This is a genomic window from Gardnerella leopoldii, from assembly GCF_003293675.1.
GTDB classification, from domain to species: domain Bacteria; phylum Actinomycetota; class Actinomycetes; order Actinomycetales; family Bifidobacteriaceae; genus Bifidobacterium; species Bifidobacterium leopoldii.
Genome location: NZ_CP029984.1, coordinates 378,191 through 401,822 on the forward strand (window position 1 = coordinate 378,191; position 23,632 = coordinate 401,822).

Sequence of the window (23,632 nt, forward strand, 5' to 3'; positions counted from 1 at the left end):
AATATTTAATATTGAATATAGTTATGACCTTAATCACATGGTAGTTTTTGCCTATATTACTTGAATTATTACGCGGGGGGGGGTATCCTTTGCTCTGTTAACAAGCTCTTTTACAAGACGTGAGTTTATGTCTGCAGAGCGAGTTGAAGAGAAAATATACAAGTGAGGACTGCTAATGGTTAAGAAAACACAAGCTGCTAAAAACGCTTTACATGTGTCTAAGAATTACGCGTATTTGAAGCCGAGTACACTTCGTTCAATGGCGAAAGAGATAAGTGGAACTCGTTTAGAAGCATGTAAGTCGTATGCGGTTTCACGTTTACCGAAAATTGCTGTGACTGCAACATTGGCAAGCTTGCTTGCTTGTGGTGCTGGTTTGCCAACTCATCAAGCTTGGGCTAATGGTTTTAATCTTCCTGATGGTAGCTATAGGTATGCGAATCGCGATTCTTCTACGCAAGTACAGAAATACGTGGATATTAGCGCAGTTCCTTGTGATAAGAATAAGGAAACTGATAAAGACAAGGCTGATAGAGCAACATTCGGTCAGTACTATAAGGTTGATTATCAGTTTAATTCTCATGCTGAATGGTGGGGTGGTCGACCATTCTGGTGGGCGAGTGTGCCTAAGGGTGTTGAGATTGTAAACGGTAAAGTTACTTTGTACAAAGATGAACAGTTGACTGGTGGTTCTGTTTCTCAACAGGCAGGTGCAACATATACAAAGGATGCTTGGAATCAGTCTGTAAGCCGTTTCTGGTTTGATAATAATAAAGAGCAAGGTGCTGAATTTAAGAGTAACTGGGAAAGAATGACCGGTGAAGCCGGTGGCTATGACAAATCTGGTAATACTCTCGGTACTTCTAGGGAATATAAGGACGCTACTAGTGCCTTGATTATTAACTGGGAGAGTAGAGGCAATAGAAAGTCTAAGATTAGCTTTGTTATTCAGTTGAAAGATAAAACGAAGCCTTTGAAATTTGCTGCAGGTGTGTACCAAGTGATGGGCAACTGGCATTACACTGCTGGTAAGGTTGAGCTTGCGCCGACGTTGCCAAAATACTCACAAGAGTTGGAACTCAATTATCCTACTGATAAAGTAGAGGTTGATTCTGCGAAATATGGCAAGAATCTTTCAGAAGATGCGAAGAAGGCTGTTCTTACAAAGCTGTGGGAAGCTAATAAGAATAATAATGCTGATGTACTGAAAAAGCTTAACGGTATGCCGGAAGTTCCTACTGAAGAGGCTTTCAAGAAGGCTGTAAAAGTCAATGACGATGGTAGCGCAACGGTAACGTATAAAGATAACTCTACGGATACTATTTCTAAGGAGAATCTAACTAAGCGCTACGTGCCATTGTCAGAGCGCACAAAAATTATGTATCCAGCTTTGACTCCTGTGAAGGATCTAACTGCTCTTGATCAGTCAGAGAAGAAGCAAGTTGAAAATGCTATTAAGAATGCTAATAAAGATAAGAATATCAAGAGTGTAACTGTTGATGGTAACGGTAAAGCGACTATCACGTTTGATGATAAAATTGGCACTCCTTCCACTAAGACAATTGAAGGCAAGTATCTTGTAAAGAAGCAGTGTTCACTTGCGGATAAGTTTACGCCGTACTATCCAGTTCCAATGGCTGTTGGAAATCCAAGTAATTTGTCCGCATCTGAACAAAAAACATTGTTAGAAAAAATCTATGAAATTAATAAATCTAACAAAGAATTCATGGATGCTATAGGAAATCCTACAAGTGCTGATGATGCTAAAAATAAGAATATCATCACTATTGATACTAAAGGCAATGCAACTGTTAAATATAAAGACAATACCAACGATTTTACTTCTGTCGATAGGTTGGAAGGCAGTAAGATGGTGTATAAAAGTAAGCCACTTGCTGATTTGACGAATATTACACTTCCAGCTCGTACAGCAGTTGATAATGCTAAGAGTTTAAAAGAGGAAGACCAGAAGAAAGTTAGACAAGCTATATTAGAAGCCAATAGTGGTCTTAAAAGCAAGCTAAAAGATAAGAATGATAGCGCTATCGCATTTGATGATAGTAAGCATACTATGACTGTTAAGTTTAATGATGATTCAACGTCTACCTTCGACTATTCTGAGTTGGTATATACCAAAGGTAATCCAGAAAAGCCAACGATGAAAAAAGGTAACGCGAATGGTTATACATATAACATCACTAAGATTGCTGTTGCTGATAAAAACAAATTAACTCAAGATGATTGGCATAAGTTTGTTAGGAAGTTTATTCAAGATAACTGGAAGGCAAAAGCTGGAAAATCTGAGATAAACGACCAATATATAAATAGTACGCATGGTCTTCTCGATCAACTTCATGCGCCTGACCCTAATACGGGTGGTGGTATGACGTTGTATAAATTCTTTAGCGATTGGGATGTAATGTCTGGATCTACACTAAGACTTGGTGATAATAGAAGTAATAAAGGTATTGTTTCTTTATATCAGCATGATGATGAGGTTGAGATAAAAGCAGTACGGAGTTGGGATCCAGCCACAGTTATTACTCTTACTAAGAACGACTGCTTCGTATCTAATGCTGCTGCTCCTAATCCTGAAGCACTTAAGAAGGAAGCTAATGATCTTATTGACAAGATTCTTAAGAAAAATGGCTTGAATGATCAAGAGATTAAGAAGTTCAAGGAAGATCATCAAGGTGAAATCAACAATATTACTAAGCCAGAAGAGGTAGACAAGATTATTAAGTCTGCTGATGAGCATGGTAAAGGTGAGAAGAAAAAGAAAGATGCTCAGAAGCAGATTGAGAATGCTACTAGTGGCTTAGATGAGAAAACTAAAAAAGAGCTTGAAAAGAAGATTGGTAATGAGACTGATCCTGAAAAGATTCGTGAGAAGATAAACGAGTTCCAAAAGGATCAGGATCAAAAGAAGCAAAAGGAAGCTGATCAAAAGCAGCAACAAGCTGATCAGCAGGCTGAGCAGGAAAAGCAACAGCAGCAGCAGAAAGATGATGCGAAGGTTGATGGCGAGGTAACGAAGCAGAATCAACAGGAGCAGCAAGACACAGGCAAGGCTGAAGAAGCTAAGAAGAAAGCTGAACTTGAGAAGCAAAAGCAGGCTGCTATTGATGAAATTCGCAATGGTGAAGATTATAAAAATCTTACGCCTGATGATAAGAAGCAGTTTATTAAGAGCATTCAGAATGCAACTGATGAGCAAGCTATAAATACTATAAAGCGACAGGCTAAAGAAAAAGCTAATCAGAATCAGACTGCTGCTGATAGCAATAATAACAATGGTCTTGCTGCTGCTAAGATTGCTGCTAAAGATAAGATTAGCAAGCTGAATAATCTCAACGCACAAGATAAGCAGAAGTATCAGGGTAAAATTGATGGCGCTGGAAATCTTGATAAAGTTGCAGAGATTCTCAACAATGCTGAGTTTGAGGATGCTAAAGCTGCAGCTAAGAAGAAGATTGCTGATCTGAAGCAGAATGGTAGTCTTACTGAAGCTGAAGCTAATGATTTAAGCGATCGCATTGATAAAGCTAATGATTTGCGAGAAGTTGAGGGTATTCTTGAGGAAGCTGAGCTAAAGAAAGCTAAGAAGGATGCTAAATCTGAAGTAGATAAGCTCACCAATCTTAACAAAGCTCAGAAGGATGCGCTTAAAGCAGCGATTGATGATATTGAAACTGACCCGACCAATGAGAATATGAAGACTATTGAGAAGGTCAAGGGAGCTATCACTGCTGTTGTTACTAAGGCTAAAGAGCTTGACGGCAAGATGAAGTCGCTCAAGGATCTTGTGACTCTTGTTAATGGTCAGAAGTCTACTCTTACAGCAAAGCCTGATTATAAAGATAATAAGAAGACTGCTTTTGATAGTGCGTTAAAGGCTGCGGAAGATCTTGTTAAGACTGATTCTGCTGAGAACAAGACTGCTGATGAAGTTGACAATATTAAGAAGGCATTAGAAAATGCTGTTAAGGATCTCGGAGGCAAAACTGTTGATAAGTCTGCGCTGCAAACACTTATTAACAATGATGCTGATTTCAAGAAGAAGATTGATTATATTAATGCAGAGAAGAGTAAGCAAGATGCTTATGATAATGCCATTTCTTCTGGTAAGTCAGTGCTTGCTGATGCTAATGCAACTGCTGATCAAGTAGCTCAAGCTGTTAATGCTATCAATTCTGCTAAAGCTGCTCTTGATGGCAAAGTTAATACAACTGAACTTGAGCAGAAAGTTGCTGAGGCTAAGAAGCTGAAGAAGTCAACTAACCCTCAATCTGCTGGTGATGCTAAGTATGAGAATGCTTCTGAAGCAAAGAAGCAAGCTGTTGATTCGGCTTTGCAACAGGCTGAGTCTGCTCTTGCTGATGCTAAATCTACAGCAACTCAAAAACCTGGTGAGGCTGCTAAGACTCCTGAGCAGAAGCAGAAAGCTGTTAATGATGCATTAACTGCGCTTACTAAGGCTGTTAACGAACTTGACGGTAATGACAAGACTCAATTGGTAGCAAAACTCTCAGAAGCAAAAGGTAAGAAGAGTGATATTTCTTATAAGAATGCTTCTGCTGAGAAGCAATCTGCTCTTGACAATGCTATAGCTTCTGCAGAAGGCATTGTAAAGAAAGCGGGTGCAACAGCAGATGAGATTACTCGCGCTATCACTGCTCTTAAGAATGCTGTTACTGGTTTGGACGGTCATGATGCTTCTGGTTTGCAGGCGGCTGTGACTGCTGCTGAGTCGAAGAAGAAGACTGTTGCTTACACGAATGCTTCTGATACTAAGAAGACTGCGTTTGATCAGGCTTTGCAAACTGCTCAGACTATTCTTGCTAAGAAGGGTGCAACAGAGAAAGAAATTTCTGATGCTACTACTGCTCTTAAGAATGCTGTTACTGGTTTAGATGGTCATGATGCTTCTGGTTTGCAGGCGGCTGTGACTGATGCTGAGTCGAAGAAGAAGACTGTTGCTTACACGAATGCTTCTGATACTAAGAAGACTGCGTTTGATCAGGCTTTGCAAACTGCTCAGACTATTCTTGCTAAGAAGGGTGCAACAGAGAAAGAAATTTCTGATGCTACTACTGCTCTTAAGAATGCTTCTAATGCTCTTAATGGAACTGTAGATACGTCTAAGTTGCAGGCTGAAATTAACAAAGCTGATTCTTTGAAGAAGTCCGTACAGTATACGAATGCTGTTCAGGATAAGAAATCTGAGTATGATACTGCTCTTACGAATGCTGAGTCTGCTCTTGCTGATGCGGAGAATGCTCAATCAGCGAATACTCCTGATCAGAAGCAGACTGCTGTTAATGTTGCGCTGCTTCGACTTCAAACCGCAGCTGCTGCACTAAATGGTGTTGATATTGCTGATTTGCAAGCTGAGATTGCTCTTGAGAATAGTGTGAAAGAATCTGTAAAATACGCGTATGATACTGCTGAAAAGCAGCAAACATATAATAAGGCTTTGCAAGATGCGAAGGAGCTTATATCTAAGCTAGCTGATCCTGCTGGTAAGGGTGTGGATCTTGCTGCTAAGTCTCAATCAGATCGTCAAGCTCTTGTTAATACTGCGTTAAAGAATCTTAAGAATGCTAAAGATGCTTTGAATGGTGTTAATAAGACGGTATTGCAAGCTGAAGTTGATGATGATTCTCACTTTAGCAAGTCATTTGCCTACTTGCTTGGTGAAGCTCCTGATTTGGATGTATATAAGAAGGCGTTGGCTGAAGCTAAACGTGTGCTTGCTGATCCTAATGCTACCCAGGCTCAAGTTGATGCTGCGTTGAAGGATCTTCAGGCTGCAAAGAACAGTATTGCGAATAAGTATAACGGTGCTGGAACCGGCAATATTGGTTCTGGTTCTGGAACAGGCAATGCCGGAACAGGTAATGCCGGAACAGGTAATGCCGGAACAGGTAATGCTGGAACAGGTAATGCTGGAACTGGTAATGCTGGAACTGGTAATGCTGGAACTGGAACTGGTGCTGGTGCTGGTAATGCTGGTTCTGGTTCTGAAGCTGGTCATGGTGTGAATGATAATGCGCCTACTACTGTGGATAAGGGTGAGTTGAATGTTCAGATTCAGGGTGCTGAGTCTGATTCGCAGCCTGGAAATGCTGGTAACGGTAACGCTGGTGCTGGTGCTAATACTGGTAATGCTGCCAACGCAGCTGGTAAAGCTGGTGCTGGCGTAAACTCTGGTAATGCAGGTAACGCTGCTAACACCAACGCTGCCAACGCTAACGCTAATAATGCTAATGGCGTAAATTCTGCTGTTGTGAATGCTGCTGTTGAGAATAATCCGGCTGTGAAGCAGGCGGATGCTCAAGTTGCTAAGGCTCAGGCTGCTCTTGATGCTGCTTTGGCTGAGGCTAAGAAGGTTGCTGCTGATCCTAACGCTACTCAGGCTCAGGTTGATGCTGCGGTTCAGAAGCTTTCTGCTGCTCGTAAGGCTTTGGCTGCTGCTAAGGCTCATGCGGCTGATGTTCGTGCTTCTGTGCGTGCTCAGGTGTTGAAGAGTGGTAGTGTTGCTCAGCTTAGTAAGACTGGTAGTGACGTGTCTGTGTTTGGCTTGTTTGCTGCAACTCTTAGTGCTGCTGGTGCTGCGCTTTTCTCGGCTAAGCGTCGTGGTACTTCTCGCCACAGTAATAAGTAGGATATTTGCTAGCTGGTCTGGTTATTGCAGATCAGCTAGTTTTAGAGCTGCTTAATGTTTGCTTAATTGTATTCAGTAAGTTTGCTGAGTATTGGGTTAATTAGCATAATGAAGTTAATGTAAAATGTGCCTCACTTTGCGTCTTTCTTTACTACGCAAAGTGAGGCATTTTGCTATTTTAGTTTGCGATTACACGGGAAGTTATTGTTGCTTACTATATTTTAAGAGTTATCTTGCTTACAAAGCACTTATTGAAGTGTTTAGTCACTGAGTTGCTAAGTTATTGAAACATTGAAACATTAAACCTTAACGATTTGCATATATATGCATCCTTATGTATAATCTTTAAAAAATAAAATCTTGCAAGTGCTAATACACGTAAAAGAGTATAAAACATTCTGCACAAATTACTATACAGGAGACTCTCATGCACAAGATTGTTCAAAAATGGAATAACATTGACCTTATTTTACGCATTGTAATTGGTCTTTTTCTCGGTGCTGCGCTTGGTATTTTTGTGCCAGCTCACGTCTATGTGCTAGATCTTATGGGAAAACTTTTCGTCAGTGCGCTTAAATCTGTTGCGCCAATTTTAGTATTTTGCCTAGTTATTGGTGCGCTTGCGCAAGCAAAAAGTGTTGGCAATATGAAATTGGTAATAGGGCTGTACGCGCTATCTACGTTTACTGCAAGCCTTGTAGCCGTATGTGCTGCTATGATTTTCCCTGTTGATTTTACTTTTGCTCATGTTGCAGCAGCGTCTTCGCCTTCTCCTCAAGGAATTGGTGAGGTGCTTAATTCACTTGTGCTAAATATTGTTGTTAATCCTGTAGACGCTCTCGTTAAAGGTAACTTTATTGGTATCCTCTTCTGGGCAATTGCTTTCGGTGTTGCCCTGCGATTAGCCGAGCCTTCTACAAAAGCATTTTTCGATAACGTTTCATCTGCTATTGGAAAAATTGTCCACTGGATTATTAACGCAGCACCTTTTGGCATTATGGGTCTTGTTTATACAACAGTTGCAAGTAACGGTCTTCGTATTTTTAGCGAGTATGGTTTCGTTATTGCTTTGTTAGTAGGCACAATGGCTGTTGTTGCTTTGATTCTTAATCCTATTTTGGTTTTCGTGCTTACGCGTAAGAATCCGTATCCTCTTGTTTTTAGAACTTTGCGCGATTCGGGTGTTACAGCGTTCTTCATGCGTTCTTCTGCTGCGAACATTCCTGTAAATATGAATTTGTGCGAAAAGCTTGGATTTAACAAAGATAATTACTCTGTTTCAATACCGCTTGGTTCAACTATTAATATGAGCGGAGCTGCTATAACTATTTCTATCATGTCTTTGTGCGCTGCTCACACGCTTGGTATTCGCGTTGATATTCCAACGGCTGTGATTCTTTCTGTGCTTTCTGCAGTTTCTGCTGCAGGCGCATCTGGTGTGGCTGGTGGTTCGCTTTTGCTTATACCTCTTGCATGCTCGTCGTTTGGCATTTCAAACGATATCGCTATGCAAGTAGTTGCTATTGGTCTTATTATTGGCGTTATTCAGGATTCTTGCGAAACTGCACTTAACTCTTCCACGGATGTTCTCTTTACTGCGGTTGGCGAATATCGCATGTGGCAGCGTGCAGGTATTCAGTTTAAGATGGGCAAGGATCACGAGACTGTGCAACTTAAAAAGTAGCTGTTCTAGCTGTTGCTAGTTTTTGCTAAGTATTCTTGCTAGTGCGCGTTCTTACGTTTTTATGAGCGCGCACTTTTATTATATTTGGATGTTTATTGTAAATAAATCTAACAGATGTTCAAATAAAATAGTAGAAGTGGAATCAGTATTTTAGCGCGCATTAGACTTTAGGGAAGTGGTAGGTTGTGTTTGCAGGAATGCTGCGGTTGATCCACGCGTTTGCTGCAATTACGCTTCCGCTTCCGATTGTGGTTTCTCCGCCTAAGATTGTTGCGTTTGCGTAAATTACAACATTATTCCCAATATTTGGATGTCTCTTTCCACCTTTTATAGGATTTCCGTTCTCGTCTAGCGCAAAACTTTTCGCACCAAGCGTTACTCCTTGATAAAGCTTAACATGTTCGCCGATTACAGTTGTTTCGCCGATTACAATGCCAGTTCCGTGATCAATGCAAAAATATGCACCAATTTTTGCTCCTGGATGAATGTCAATTCCGGTTTTTCTATGAGCATATTCGCTCATAAGTCTAGGAATTAGCGGTACGTTAAGTTCGTAGAGTGCGTGAGCTGTGCGGTGAATAAGCATTGCATAAAAACCAGGGTATGCGAGCGTTACTTCCACTTTGCTTGTACAAGCAGGATCGCCTTCGTATATTGCTTGAATATCTGTTAAAAGTAACTTTTTAATTGTAGGAAGTTTATGTATGAATTGATTGCAAGTTTCTTGAATTTTAATTGAGTTGCTTGTATAGGATTGAAGTTCGTGGAATATAATGCGTTCTATAGTGTCTAACGCGTTTGAAGTAACGGTATTCAAAGTAGCAGTGAGTTGCGCAGTATCGTTACTTACATTGCGTGCATGCAACTCAGGCAAAAGTAACACCTGAGTTGCATGTATGAGCGCAATAATATTGTGATAGTTAGGTATGAATGTAGCTTGCCTTATGTCAGAATCATGAATTGAATTGAGTTTGTTTATAAGGTCAAGATGCTCATTCATACATTAATCTCCAGTATTTTTTTGTTTTCTTTATTTTCTCGTTTTAATTACTAATTAATATTTGCACATATTATTTAATCAAAACTTGCGTGTTTATAGTAGTGCTACTAAATACAGTTAGTTTTCAAATAATGCAGTAGACAAGTATCTATCTCCTGAATCTGGAAGTATTGCAACTATGGTTTTTCCCGCATTTTCTTCTCTTTTTGCTTCTTGGATTGCTGTCCAAACCGCAGCTCCGGAAGAAATGCCTACGAGAACGCCTTCTTTTTTGCTTATAAGCTTGCTGCTTTCAATTGCGTTTTCATTTGTTACATGAACAATACGATCGTAAATGTTTTGGTTGAGCACATCTGGCACGAATCCTGCACCGATTCCTTGAATCTTGTGCGCTCCTGGCTTGCCGCCTGCGAGCACAGGGGAGTCGGCTGGTTCTACTGCAATTACTTCAAGCTGCGGATTTTGCTCTTTTAAATATGTTCCTGTACCAGTAATTGTGCCGCCTGTTCCAACGCCAGCGATAAGCATATCCACGTTTTCGTCAGTGTCTTGCCAAATTTCTGGGCCGGTTGTGTTGTAGTGCGCGTGCACATTTGCTTGATTGGTAAACTGTCCTGGAGTCCACGCGTTTGGCGTGTTTTCAACGATTTCTTTCGCTTTTGCAATAGCGCCTTTCATTCCTTCTGCAGCAGGTGTGAGCACGAGTTCTGCCCCGTATGCTTTCATAAGTTTTCGGCGTTCAATAGACATGCTTTCTGGCATCACAATAATGCTTTTGTATCCTTTTGTTTGTGCAATCATTGCAAGACCAATGCCAGTGTTTCCAGAAGTTGGCTCAACAATTACTGAGCCTGGCTTAATTGTGCCTGTGGTTTCTGCTTCTTCAATCATCTGCTTTGCGATGCGGTCTTTTACGGAACCTGCTGGGTTGAAGTATTCGAGTTTTACGAGGATTTTTGCTGCTAGATTGTACTCTTTTTCAATGTGAGTAAGCTCCAGAAGTGGAGTGTGACCTACGAGTTCTTGCACGGACTTGTAGATGTTAGACATAATATTTCCCCTTACTTGTTTGTCTTGTTTAATTTAATTTGTTTAATTTTGTTTATTTTTAATTTTTAAAAAATAATTTTTTATTAATAAAGAGACTGTTGTTTATTAGTTGTTTCTAAAAATGCCATTTATCTGTTTAATATCTAATCCGTATTAAATTGTTATCTTTTCAACGTTTTATATTCGAATTTTGGCATAAAAAAAGAAACAGCGCGCTGTTTCTTAAATCGTAATTTGCTGTGTTTTAACGTAAATGCTTTTAACACAGGCTAGATGTTATGCACAGTTAGTGCTTGAAAACATCATTTCGATTAAGAAATGCGCAACAGCATACGTTACAACAACAATTTGTCATCATATTTGTATGATACATGTGCACTCCTTTACTCGTCGAAATGGTGATAAGTGGAAACTATAGCGAATGGATTTGCGTTTGTCAAACTTAATTTAAGTTCGCTAATCTTAATTTGTGCTTTATGATCCTATTTTATGTTTGCCAAACTTAATTTTAAGAAATTATATGTTACTTTCATGTATCTTCGTTATTGTTGCTTTTGAGAGTTGGTTGTTTAGCAGATTTGATAGTTTATTTGTGAGTTATCTTATACTGGAATTTGCTAAGTTTGTTTGTTATAATTGGCATGTTAATTCGGTACGGAAGTTGACAAACTGAGATCATGAAAAATATAATCCTCGACAGACAGACAGACAGACAGACAGACAGACAGACAGACAGACAGACAGACAGACAGACAGACAGACAGACAGACAGACAGACAGCGTGATGCTGTCTTTTTCGTAACATAATTTTTATCATCTCACCACTCTATACATTGTTTATTTTGTATTGAAATAGGTTAGTGGTTCTGCATATTTACACGCATTTTTGGTTTTGCGTTTGCACTATATAAATTTTCGAAATTTAATAAAAATTATTGTTACGATAATAGTTAGTTTGGCTGGAAATAAAAAATGAATAATAAAATAATAAAAAAAGTTATTAGTCTAGCAGTTGCTTTTGTAGCTACGATTGGACTTTTTGCTGGAACAGTGACAGCTCAGGCTGCTGATAAGGGAACTGCAGAAGTCAAGAAATATCCGCTTTCACTCGATATGGATATCGCTTTGGACCCTGGGTATGGCCACACGCATCCAGGTGGTAAAGGACAGATTGACAAAAACATTGAAAGCATGTGGGAAAATCTTCCAATAACCGTTGAGGATGAAAACGGAAAGAAAATTGATGTTAAGAAGAATCTGCAATCTAACTTTCAGCGGTTTGTTGGCGATTTTGCGATAGGAGAAAAATTAACAATAACGATTGATACTGATAAAATTCCCGTGGGTTATCATCTTTCTCATGATACGGATCGCACATATATTCCAGCAAAGGGCTACTCTAAATTCACTGTTACGTATAAACTCGACGATGGTAAGCCCATACCTCTGCGAATTTCGTTTGGAAAATTGAACGTGAAATTCGATCTTAAGGGCGGAAATATTGAAGGTAAGACGGATCCAATCGTCAATACTGTAAAAACGGATAATACGGTTGATTTCCCAGCTGACCCTGCAAAAAAGAATTTGGTGTTTGGCGGATGGTATACCGAGCTTCCTGATATTGAATATTATCGGAATCATAACATGGCAGGCAAACGCTACTACTGGAATAAGAAGTCACTATTTTCGGATACCAGTTGTGACGTGCCGCAGTGGAATGATGAGAAATTAGATCCTCGGGGCGACTATCAATTTTTACTTCGCGCACAGTGGAATGCGAAAGTTTCGTTTAATGCTAATGGTGGCACTTTTATTGACGGTAAAGCTGAGAAAAGTGGTGCAATACGGCAAGGTAAGAGTATTAAAATGTTAGCTGCTCCTACGCGCGAAGATTATCAGTTCTTAAACTGGGTGGATGCTGCTGGTAAAGCCTACAAGCCTGGTGATATGTATACGTTGAATGCTAATACTGTGTTTACTGCCAAGTGGAAGCAGATTCGAAGCACGGTTACATTTAAGGATGGCGATAAGACTCAAACGGTAAAGGTGGAAACTGGTAAGGCTATTGATACGGATGCGTTAAAAGATCAGTCAATGCCTAAGAATCCAACTAAAGATGGCTACACGTTTAAAGAGTGGAATACTAAGGCGGATGGTAAAGGTAAAGCATTTACTGGAACAACGCTTGTAAATAGTGATTTGACTGTGTATGCCATTTTTACGAAGAATCTGAAACCAGCACCTACTCCAGATCCAATTTTGCCTGCACCTTTTGAGCCTGAATCAGGGATGGAGAATCCATTGTCAGTTCCTGAATCTCAAACTCCGGAAACTAAACAAGAGCTATCTTCTGCGCCTAAGTCGGAGCATGAACATAATACAGCGCATGAATATGTGAAATCTCCTGTTGTTGAACATAATACGGAAAAGCATGTTCCAGATATGCCTAAGACTGGTGAGTCAGCTTCAGTTGTTGCGTTGATTTCTGCTTTAGGTTTTGCTATTGCTGGTTTCGCTGTTGTGCGATTGAGGAGAGTGTTTGAAGCAAAATCCGTAAGATAACTAGTGTTTACTTGCGTAAGTTGAAGTTTTACGCGCTTTTATAAGGCTTCGTAAAGTCTTATAAAGTAAATGAGGCGGCCTTGACTAGTTGATAGTTAAGGCCGTTTTGTTTACTGACGCTTGTTTTTGTTTACTTATATAGCTGATAAGTAAACAAATTCGGGGAAGTGCTCTTGTTTTTATTTACTTGTGTACCCTCTAAATAAACAAATTCGGTGAGAAGCTCGCTAGTTAGATCTCTTACGAAACTCACGTTGGAGGTTCACAGTACTTCCAATCCAAGTGAGTTTTTGTATTGAAGGGAATTGAAATCCCAATGATTTCAATCTCGGTCAAAGCGCTATAGTAGTACACGAATGCACGGGTTGTCTTTGGTGCATTAAAGTCCTATGTTAAAAGAAGAGATAGGTGACTTGATATACTGAGCGATTACGCTAGAAAATTTAGGGTTTCAACGTTGATTGCACAGTATTCGGGGGTGTTATTGTCAATGAATTTAGCAGATGTTCAAATAAAAGAGTATGAAAAGTATAATAGCAAAGATATTTTAAGGTTGTATGATTCTGTTGGTTGGTCTGCGTACACAGATGATTTAGTTGCTTTGGAAAATGGTTTTAACAATTCGCTCAAGGTTTTAGCTGCATATAAAAGTGATGAGCTAGTTGGCATTGTTAGAGCTGTTGGCGACGGATATACGGTTGTTCTTATCCAGGATATCCTTGTTTTGCCTAAGCATCAAAGGCAGGGGATAGGGTCTGCTTTGTTAAAGGCGATTGTGGATTGTTATCCTAATGTTCGTCAAATTCAATTGACTACGGATTGTACTGAAAAAACTATTGCTTTTTATAAGTCAGCTGGTTTTATTGAGTTAGCAGAAATCGATTGCTGCGGTTTTATAAAAGACAGGACATGATGCAGAAAATATGATTCTCTAGTGGCCATTAAGTGCGAATTTGCAGCAATTGACCATTTTGTGATCTTTGCGTATTAATGTGTGTATTTGTATATAGGATTGAATGGTTTGTAGGATGGAGTTGATTATATGACAGAATATAATTTACCAATTTTAGAGTATGATTCCGATAAAAGTGCAGTTTTAATGCCAAAACACGATAATATTTCTGTTCAGCTTCCATCTAAAGCGGTTTTTGCTTTCTTAGGCGATGAAATTGATCAGTATGCTTTAAGTAGGAAAGCTATAATTGTAGCAAATTTTGAATCTGCAACTAAAAAATATCCGATATATGTTTTGGAAGAAAAAGTAGGAGATACAGTAAGAGAAAATACAAACAGCGCAGTAGAAGAAGAAACGCAAAAAATCTGCTTAGTACAGGCCCCGGTTGGCGCTCCGGCCGCTGTTCAGATCTTAGATTGGTTGATTTCTTACGGTGTTAGTGAAGTTGTTAGTGCTGGTTCTTGCGGATCGCTAGTTGATTATGCGGAAAACGTTTTTCTGGTTCCGTATAAAGCTTTAAGGGATGAGGGGACTTCTTATCATTATTTGCCTCCAAGTCGTTATGTTGATGTTTCAGAGCGTTCGAGGCATGCTATTTTGCAAACTTTGCAGGCGCATAATTTGCCTTATCATGAAGTTAAGACGTGGACTACGGATGGATTTTTCCGTGAAACTAAGACGAAAGTTGCTAACCGTAAGCAGGAGGGATGCGCGGTTGTTGAAATGGAGTGTTCTGCTTTAGCAGCTTGTGCGCAAATGCGCGAGATTGTTTGGGGTGAGATTCTTTATACTGCAGATACTTTGCATGATGTTGAAAATTATGATGAGCGCAATTGGGGTGGGGATTCTAAAGCGTATGCTCTTGAGCTTTGTATTGAAGCAGTGTTGCGCATTTGACACGTTTACGCTGATATCACGTATAAAACCATTGTTCTAATTTGATTTTTTTTTTAACTCTATGCTTATTATTTCTAACAAGCATTACATGTAAGTGTGTTTAACCATTTATAGGTGTTGTCAAGTAGATAAGCATGAACAATCAGGATAAGTATGATAGTGTAGCTTTCAACGTTTTGTAGCGGGCGAATCGGCAAAACAGAAGCGAAAATGCTAGCTACGAAAATGCTATTAGATAGAAAACAGTAGAAATATCAAAAATAGCTATAAAGGAAGTGAGAGGTAGCGAGAATGAACAAAACTGACAATACAGCAAATCAGCAATCGTCCGCGAATCAGCAATCATCCAAACTGCATCCCGACGTAAAAAATTACGTAAAACTATTTTTCAAAGAAAACAAGCTTGTAGCTTTTCTTTCGATGATAGTTTTTATTTCCTTGTCTATGATTTACACTGCTATTTCTTGGATTTTGCAAATTATTTTCGACTATATGGCAGGTAAAGGATCCTACTCTTTAACTACTATTTTGCTGCTTGTCGTTTCCTTTATGCTGGCAATCTCCCTGATTTTCGCGTTGAAGCGCAGTTCGTACCCTCGCTTTCTTGAAAAAGCAATGAATCAGTATAAAGAGTCTGTTATCAAGAAGCTTTTACAGAAGAGTTATAGTGATTTTTCGCTCGCGAATTCCGGCACGTATCTTTCTGTACTTACTAATGATTGCGAGCGTATTCAAGAAAAGTATTTGAAGAAGATTTTTGACTTTGTTCAAGACGTTCTTATGCTGGTAAGTTCGCTAGCTCTTATGATTTACTATAGTCCACTGCTCACTGTTATTGCTCTTATTATTTCCGTGCTTCCTATGGCGTGCTCGATCCTTACAGCTAGCGGAATTGCCACTCGAGAGGAGCAGGTTTCTAAGTCGAATGAGTCTTACACAGCTTTGACGAAGGATGTTTTGAACGGCGTTTCGGTTATTAAGAGTTTTAAGGCGGAGCAGGAGGTGATTAACCGTTATCAGAATCAGTCGATGGAGCTTGAGCATACGAAGAATCTTCGCGAAAAAACGATGACTACTGTTTCTGCTCTTGGAACGATTTCGAGCCTTGCAACTCAGCTTGGCGTGATGCTTGTTGGCGCTTGGATGGTTAATGCTCATGTTGGTGTTATTACTGCTGGAATGGTGTTAGCTTTCACCAATTTGATGAATGGTGTACTTCAGCCTATTGCAAGTCTTCCGCAAATGCTCGGCGAGATGAAGGGCGCTAAGAAGCTGATTAGCAAGATGGCCGATTATATGAGTAACGTTAAGGAAGATTCTGGCGAGATCATTGACGATTCTGTTAAAAACGTTGTTTTGCGCAATGTTTCGTACGCTTATGATGCGGATCATAAAGTCTTGAAAAATGTAAGTCTTAGTTTGCAAGCTGGAAAATCTTACGCGATAGTGGGACCTTCTGGTGCTGGTAAGAGTAGTTTGATTAATCTGCTTATGGGCTACTACAAGGATTATGAAGGTAGTGTGAAGCTGGATAATCACGAGCTTAGCAATGTGAGCAAGAGTTCGCTTTACGATAAGACGACTCTTATGCAGCAGTCTGTGTTTATGTTTGATGCTTCGATTTTAGATAATATTACGCTTTTTAAGCCATTCCCAGATGTGGAAGTGGATCGTGTGATTCACTTGGCTGGTTTGGATGATTTGATTGCTGCTAAAGGCAAGGATTATCAGTGCGGCGAGAACGGTAGTCATCTTTCTGGCGGCGAAAAGCAGCGTATTGCTATTGCGCGAAGCCTGCTTAAAAGGTCCGAGATTCTGCTGGTTGATGAGGCTACGAGCGCGTTAGATAACGAGACAAGTGCGAACGTAACGCAGTCTATTTTGAATTTGCAAGGAATTCTTCGACTCGTGGTAACTCACCGCTTGGATGCCAATTCGCTTAAGCAATATGATGAGATTCTTGTGATGAAAAGCGGCGAGCTTATTGAGCGCGGAAGCTTTGAGGAGCTTATGAATCAAAAGGCTTACTTCTACTCGCTTTACACTGTGTCTATGTGAGGATGTTGATCTGGCTTGGGCTTGGCTTTCGCTTGGTTTGCGCTGAGCAATTTTAAGCTCAGTAGAGACACTGGTGCAGATTGCGTACTGCGCGATGTCTCTGTTTTGCGCTAGTGGCCATTAGGTGCAAAATTGCGTTGTTTGGCTACTTTGTGATTTGGTTAAATGTGGTTTGGCTATTTGCACTTTACGATTTGCTTGCGCATTTGATACGTTTATGCTGATATAATATATGAAATCAGCGTAAACGTATCATTAAGTAGGTGGGCAAATGTTAAAGGATCAATTGTGCAATTACATAGAGAAAAAGCAAGTTTTAAGCATTGATAGTGTCATCAAAGAACTTGGAATTAGCCCGTCTAGTGTTTATCGATTTATTAAAGATGAGAGCTTAGAACGCGTATCAAAAGGTGTTTACGTTAAGAGCAATTTGTGGAATGATGAAATGAATTTATTGTCAAAGCGCACATCTGTTGCTGTTTTTTCACATGAATCTGCCCTTCTTCTACATAATTTGACTGATAGAGAACCTTCTTCTTTAACAGTGACTGTTCCGTCAACTTATAATGCAAGTAGTCTAATTAAGACTGGTGTTAGGGTGTTTTATATAAAACCAGATTTTTTAGGAATTGGTAAGACGAATCTTATGTCGCTTGAAGGTAATCTTGTGCCTTCTTATGATTTAGAGCGCACAATTTGCGATATTTTGCGTTCTCGTTCTCAAATAGATGTACAGGTGGTATTTGGTGCGTTAAAAGCTTATGTTAAAAGAAAGGATAAGCGACTTGATATACTAAGCGATTACGCTAAAAAATTTAGGATTTCAAAGTTGATTTCACAATATTTGGGGGTGTTGTTATGAGAATGAAGGATGCTAATCAGCTTAAAGCAAAAATAAAGAATGTTGCACTCCAAAAGGGTGTAGATCCTCGCGTGCTAATGCGCGTATATATGATGGAGCGTTTTTTAGATCGTGTTTCTCGCTCGCGGTATAAAGACAATTTTGTTCTAAAAGGTGGAATGCTGATTTCTTATCTTGTTGGCGTAAATCTTCGTACAACAATGGATATTGATACAACTATGCAAAATATTTCTCTTAGTGAAGATGATGTGCGTATTTTTATATCAGATGTAATATCTATCAATATCGATGATGGTGTTAAATTTACGCTACAAACGCTTGATTCTATTATGCAAGAATCTGACTATCCAGGGGTTCGAGCTAGCCTAATTGCAGATTTTGATGGTACAAAAACTCCTGTTAAAATCGATATTTCAACTGGACATGCTATTACTCCATCTGTTATGGAAGCAGAATTGCCTTTAATGTTCTCAGAATCTATCTCTTTATTGACTTATCCAATTGCAACGATTTTAGCAGAAAAGTTGCAAACAATTCTTGTGAGGGAAGAATTTAACACGAGAATGCGAGATTTTTATGATTTGCATGCTCTTAGAGTGTCTCAAGGAGATAATGTCTTTAAGAAAGAAGAGATTGCTAAAGCTTTTTACGCTACTTCTCAAACGAGAAACACCCTTTATTTACTGAGTAACGTGAATGAAATTTTCGATAGGATTAAAGATAGTGAAGTGATGAGAATAAAGTGGAAGGATTACCAAAGGAAAGCACCTTGGGCTAAAAGTCTTTCTTGGGAAGAAATAATGCAAGATATGAATTTCTTTTTGATGTTCTTTCATAATGAGGTTGTAGCTTAAGTTATTTTATTATTTGAATGGCTTTTATTAAATCATCGGGAGACGTGCGATAGTGGCCAATCGTTGCGAATTTGCAGCGATTAGCTACTTTGCGATTGGTTGATTGGTATTTAAAAATAAACGCCAGGGAGTTTATTCAACTCGACTGGCGTTTATTAGTCATTTGTGTTATTCGCTAGTTGCGTTTTTACTTGCTGTGTTTGCCAAAATAATCTGCTAAATAAACTGTGATATTACAATGCCGGCAGCCATAAGCGGAATATTGAAAATAAGGAATGTTGGAACGCAAGTATCCCAAATATGACTGTGCTGACCGTCTGCGTTTAAGCCGGAAGTAGGTCCAAGTGTGGTATCGGAAGCAGGGGAGCCTGCGTCTCCAAGAGCTGCAGCAGAAGACATAAGAAGAATCGTTGCAGGAGTGCTGAAACCAATGCTCTGGCACAGTGGCACGAACAAAACCGCAAGAATAGGAACCGTGCCAAACGAAGTACCAATGCCCATAGTCACAAGCAAACCAATAAGCGTAATAACAAATGCAGCAACAAGTTTGTTTTGTCCCATAGAAGCTACACCAAAGTTTACAAGCTCCTCAACTCCGCCTGTCGCTTGGATCACGTTAGCATATCCGCCCGCAATGAGCATCACAAACGCAATAAGACCCATGAGTTTTACGCCGCCAGTAAGCTGATTGTCAATGTCATTCCACTTTATTGCTCCAAAAATAATCATAGTTGCAAGACCTGCAATAGACGAAAGCGAAAGATCCTTACTAATAACTTGCACTACTACAACAACAATAATTGCGAGAATAGTCACATAATGGCGTAAATTAAGAGGTCCGACAACGGCGTCGGCGGCACGAGTGTCAGTTTCTGTAGTTTTGTATTCGCGAGGTTTTCTGTAAAGCACAAACACTGCAAAAAGTAGTGATGCAAACATTGCAAGACCTAAATACCAGTTCACAGCACTAACGTCTGCAACACTAACCTTCATGCCATTTTTAGAAAGATTCGTAGCAATAACAGTTTGGAAAATAAGACCAAAGCCAAACGGAATAGCAATATACGGAACTTCAAGACCAAAAGCAGTGCAGCATGCTGCAGCTCGACGGTCAAGCTTCATCTTATTCATAACTCTCAAAATAGGCGGAATAAGAATAGGAATATAAGCAATATGAACCGGCACAATATTTTGAGACATGCATGCAATAATAGTTAGTACCGCAAGTAGAGCGTACTTTTTCATGCCAATAATTGAGCTAATTTTTTTAGAAATAATTTGAGCTAAGCCTGTTGCAGTAATTGCTTCCGCAAAAGTTCCAAGCAAAATGTAAGCGAGAGCGGTTTGTGCGTTGGTGGAGAAACCGTCGCAAAGCAAAGCCATAATTGTGTGATTTCCGTCACCGAAAAGAGGAAGATGACCAGCAATGCCACCTGCAATGCAAGCTACTATCATTGATAGCAAAACATTAAGTTTTGCAAGACTAAGCGCGCATAGCACTACAACCGACACAATAACCGGATTAAATATAATATTTAAAATTTGCAAACCTAGCATGCCGTTCACCCCTTTAAATGCTTGAATTTTAATATATTGTTTGAAGCAATACGTTTTATTTCGTATTGCTTACGCTTGTATTTTTGCATATGTATTCTCACATATGTATTTCTTACATTTAGTAATTAAGGACAATATAGCATGGAAGTGTTTACAACATGTTTCTTAATTAAAGATGAAATATAAACAATTCAACAGAAAGATTGAAGTAGCTTAACAATTGTTTACCCAAAAGAGTACCCTAAGGTATCAGTGGTGAAGAATTAAGAATAATCACCAAATGTCCGGTTTTGCACCGTTTTATGCAGCATTGCAACGTGAGTTTATCGCTAAAAATAGCGATAAAGCAATGTGAAAAGTAAAAATTGTTTTGCTAATTGCGAAAATCTAAAAATAAACAACAAACACAAACAACAAAATTAAAAATTGAAAATTGAAAATTGGTTATTTAGAGTAAGGAGGAATGCCTGGCGCTCTAAGCGAAATTTAGATACTGCGTTGTGTCTAAGCAATAAGCGTCAAACATACAAATTATGCAAGAGGAACAAACGTTTTTAGAAGCTAAAGAATTAGGGTTAAAAAGATTTAGAAGATCGCCATTTTGGGATGTGTCGCTAAAAGTTGCACCTCATCAAATCGTTGCAATTTCAGGCGAACATGGTTCTGGAAAATCAGCTTTGCTGCTTGCATTATCTGGTTATATGAAATTCACTAATGGAATTCTTACTATTGCGGACGTAACTCTTCCTAATGATTTCCAAGAATCTCGACAATACGTTGGTTTGGGATTATTTAGCGGAATTAACGAATTTTATAAAACGCAAACAATAGAAGAAGTTCTTATGAGCGAGTTGAAACTAGCAGCGCGCTCGCCTCTATTTTTGAAGCAATACAAAAATGATGTTAAAAACCGTGAAGCTTTACAGCAGTACGCTTACAACGTGTTAGCTCAATGGAAAGTATTTTCTCCTCACGAAACAGCAATAGGAGAGTTGACTCCGTGCGAGCGCATGCGTTTGGCAATTGCGCTTGCTTTGTTAAAAAAGCCGTGGCTGCTATTTGTTGATGGAATTGAAACGGAGCTTACTAGCGAGCAAAGCGAATGCCTATTTTCCGATATTCGCGCGTATGTTAGTAAAAATTACTGCTCTTGCCTTGTTGGAGTTTTGCAAAGTGAGTTAGAAAAGCAAGCTGATCAAGTCTTAAGACTAAGCCCAAATCATGGGGAATCAGAAAATTCTCATATTGATTCACAGCTTGGTACAAGTGAAGCAAATGGTGGTGAAAACAATGCGCGTTAATACTCTTGCTCTTGCATTTCGAGAGCTTAACAATACGTTGAAAGGAAAAGCTCGAAAGCTTGTTATTGGAACCGTAGCTTTGATTCCACTTTTATACGGATCGCTTTATTTGTGGGCATTTACTAATCCTTATAAGACTTTGAATACTGTGCCTGTAGCTGTTGTTGTTGAAGACAATGGTGCTGTGATTAACGGCAAAATGCGTAACATTGGAAACGAAATCAAAACTCGCTTAAAGAATCAAAAAGATGGTAGTGAGGGATTCCAATGGAATTTTGTAAATAGTTCTGAAGCGAATAAGGGTCTTAAAAATGGCAACTATTTTATGGTAGCAACCATTCCAGCTTCCTTCAGTAAGTGCATTGCTTCTGCGCAATATGAAACTCCTACTAAAGCAAAACTTCACGTAAAGTACGATCAGGCAAGTAATATGCTGGCATCTCAGATTGGCAAAACTGCTTTCCATACTATGCGTAGCGAAATCAGCGAGGCGATTGCTCAAGAGTATTGGGAGAACATGTTTGCGAAAGTTAATTCTGCTTCTGATTCTCTTGGTGATGCAGTAAATGGTGCTGGTGCTTTGCATGAAGGCTCAAAATCTTTGCAAAATGGAGTAAATAAGCTTGCGGATGGATCTAATCAACTTTCACAATCTTTGCGAAAACTTCAAGGCGGATTAAGTGAGCTTCAAAAAGGAGCGAATACTCTTTCTAAAGCAAATACTCGAAGTAAAGCAGGGGCGCAATATCTTGCTCAAAAAACGCAAGATTTAGCAAACGGAGCTCAACAATTAAGCAAAGGAACTCAAAAACTATCGGCAGCAACAAGCGAATTTTACGATGGTGCGCAAAAGCTTGCAGCTTCAAGCAGCGAATTAGAAGAACGTGTTAAGGCTGGAAATGTTGAAACAAAAGCACAAATTATGGGTCTTCTTATGAAAGCGCAAGATCCTAGGGTCACTAAGGAAGACGTGCTCGCTAGCTTGCAAGGTTTAGCTGGAGGATTAAGTGAGAATTCTGATCTTCTAGAAACAAATCTTTCTGCTTTAAGCGCTGGAGCAGACAAGCTTTCTGCTGGAAGTTTGCAAATAAAGGGCGGAGCTGACGCAATATCTCAAGGTGTTGAAGCTGTTAATACTGGCTCAAATAAGCTTGCTGCTGGAGCGAATAGTCTTGCTGAAGGTTTGGCTCAAGTAAGTAACGGTAGCGAGAAACTAAATAATGGTGTGAATGCAGCTGCACAAGGTTCAGCGAAAATAGTGAACGGTTCTGATCAGCTTAATTCCGGAGCTAAGAAGCTATCGGATAATACTCCAAAGCTGGTTGAAGGCGCAAAAAAGTTGCATGACGGGCTTAAGAATTCTCAAAAGTCTGGAAAAATCAACAATATCGTGCAAAAAAGTAAGATGATGAGCGCGCCGGTTTCCTTGGAAGAACACGAGTATTCTCACGTTGAAAATTACGGAACAGGTTTCGCTCCTTACTTTATTTCCATCGGACTTTGGGTCGGTGCTCTTATGGCAACCTTTGTTTTGAGAGTTATGGATAGGCGAGCGATACTAAATGGCATGAATCCGCTTAAGAGTGCGCTTATTAGCTTAACGCCGTTTGTGATTATGGGCGTTGTACAAGCTGTAATTCTTATGGGCGTAGTGCACGTTGTGTTAAAGTTGCAAATTGACAACGTTCTTGCGTTCTATGGTCTTGGAATTATTGCATCCATAATGTTTATGGCAATAATGCAAATGATTATGGTGATTTTCCACATACCAGGGCGAATAGTTGCAATTGTGCTGCTTATGTTGCAAATCACAAGCTCTGCAGGAACATTCCCAGTTCAAATGACGCCGGCATTCTTTAGAGCTGTTCACCCATACTTGCCAATGACGTACTCGATTATGGGGTTGCGTCAAGCAATGGCTGGAAAGAACAGTGGCGAAATAGTTTTCGGCATTGAAATGCTTGTGCTTTTCGGCGTGATTGCGATTGCTATAACAAGCATCGTTGCGCGCATGAAGCGTACTGTAACGATGTTTGATTTGCATCCTGTGATAACGCTTGAGGCGTAAGCGTCGCTTATCTAATACTAACCTGCGTAAGAGTGAATAGCTTTTGCGCAGGCTTTTTATATTTAAGTAACCTAAATTTATGCAGTTTCCAAACATTACAACGTAGTATTAGAATAT

The 23,632-nt window shown here is 39.5% G+C and carries 13 protein-coding genes; 10 read left to right on the forward strand and 3 right to left on the reverse strand.

What is annotated here, in order from left to right; all coding sequences use genetic code 11:
• Window positions 1-175: 175 nt before the first annotated feature.
• Both DOD25_RS01770 and sstT read left to right on the forward strand, forming a co-directional pair.
• Complete coding sequence (locus DOD25_RS01770; RefSeq protein WP_112928590.1) at window positions 176-6,667, forward strand: GA module-containing protein; 6,492 nt, start codon at window positions 176-178, stop codon at window positions 6,665-6,667.
• A gap of 427 nt (window positions 6,668-7,094) precedes the next feature.
• A complete protein-coding gene (gene sstT, locus DOD25_RS01775) occupies window positions 7,095-8,351 on the forward strand; it encodes a serine/threonine transporter SstT (RefSeq protein ID WP_064340424.1) in 1,257 nt (418 codons plus the stop codon).
• 160 nt (window positions 8,352-8,511) lie between these two features.
• Here the strand turns inward: sstT and epsC are convergent, their stop codons facing one another.
• Window positions 8,512-9,351: a serine O-acetyltransferase EpsC gene (gene epsC / locus DOD25_RS01780; RefSeq protein ID WP_064340425.1), complete on the reverse strand. Its 840-nt coding sequence runs from the start codon at window positions 9,349-9,351 to the stop codon at window positions 8,512-8,514.
• Between the two features lie 117 nt (window positions 9,352-9,468).
• Window positions 9,469-10,401, reverse strand: a complete 933-nt coding sequence (gene cysK, locus DOD25_RS01785; RefSeq protein ID WP_064340740.1) for a cysteine synthase A — start codon at window positions 10,399-10,401, stop codon at window positions 9,469-9,471.
• Between the two features lie 972 nt (window positions 10,402-11,373).
• On the opposite strand from cysK, the gene DOD25_RS01795 reads away from it, so the two are divergent.
• The 6 genes from DOD25_RS01795 (at window position 11,374) to DOD25_RS01820 (ending at window position 18,589) form a co-directional block, all read left to right on the forward strand.
• Window positions 11,374-12,963, forward strand: coding sequence for an InlB B-repeat-containing protein (locus tag DOD25_RS01795; protein ID WP_112928591.1), 1,590 nt, complete (start codon window positions 11,374-11,376; stop codon window positions 12,961-12,963).
• A gap of 490 nt (window positions 12,964-13,453) precedes the next feature.
• Complete coding sequence (locus DOD25_RS01800) at window positions 13,454-13,876, forward strand: GNAT family N-acetyltransferase (RefSeq protein ID WP_004119964.1); 423 nt, start codon at window positions 13,454-13,456, stop codon at window positions 13,874-13,876.
• Between the two features lie 129 nt (window positions 13,877-14,005).
• Window positions 14,006-14,815, forward strand: coding sequence for a nucleoside phosphorylase (locus DOD25_RS01805; protein WP_112928592.1), 810 nt, complete (start codon window positions 14,006-14,008; stop codon window positions 14,813-14,815).
• Between the two features lie 291 nt (window positions 14,816-15,106).
• The gene (locus DOD25_RS01810) at window positions 15,107-16,873 is read left to right on the forward strand and encodes an ABC transporter ATP-binding protein (RefSeq protein WP_112928593.1); all 1,767 of its coding nucleotides are present in this window, start codon (window positions 15,107-15,109) and stop codon (window positions 16,871-16,873) included.
• Between the two features lie 271 nt (window positions 16,874-17,144).
• Window positions 17,145-17,735, forward strand: a complete 591-nt coding sequence (locus DOD25_RS01815; RefSeq protein ID WP_004107168.1) for a type IV toxin-antitoxin system AbiEi family antitoxin domain-containing protein — start codon at window positions 17,145-17,147, stop codon at window positions 17,733-17,735.
• On the forward strand, window positions 17,732-18,589 hold the full coding sequence (locus DOD25_RS01820; RefSeq protein ID WP_112928594.1) for a nucleotidyl transferase AbiEii/AbiGii toxin family protein: 858 nt from the start codon (window positions 17,732-17,734) through the stop codon (window positions 18,587-18,589). The genes DOD25_RS01815 and DOD25_RS01820 overlap by 4 nt, the downstream gene beginning before the upstream one ends.
• Before the next feature lie 216 nt (window positions 18,590-18,805).
• On the opposite strand, the gene DOD25_RS01825 is transcribed toward DOD25_RS01820, so the two are convergent.
• Window positions 18,806-20,146, reverse strand: coding sequence for a Na+/H+ antiporter family protein (locus tag DOD25_RS01825; RefSeq protein ID WP_032842528.1), 1,341 nt, complete (start codon window positions 20,144-20,146; stop codon window positions 18,806-18,808).
• A 533-nt stretch (window positions 20,147-20,679) separates the two neighbouring features.
• On the opposite strand from DOD25_RS01825, the gene DOD25_RS01830 reads away from it, so the two are divergent.
• Entirely contained in the window at window positions 20,680-21,447 is a 768-nt protein-coding gene (locus tag DOD25_RS01830; protein ID WP_032842527.1) for an ATP-binding cassette domain-containing protein, read from the forward strand.
• Window positions 21,437-23,515, forward strand: a complete 2,079-nt coding sequence (locus DOD25_RS01835; RefSeq protein ID WP_004107160.1) for a YhgE/Pip domain-containing protein — start codon at window positions 21,437-21,439, stop codon at window positions 23,513-23,515. Before DOD25_RS01830 ends, DOD25_RS01835 begins: the two co-directional genes overlap by 11 nt.
• Window positions 23,516-23,632 lie beyond the last annotated feature (117 nt).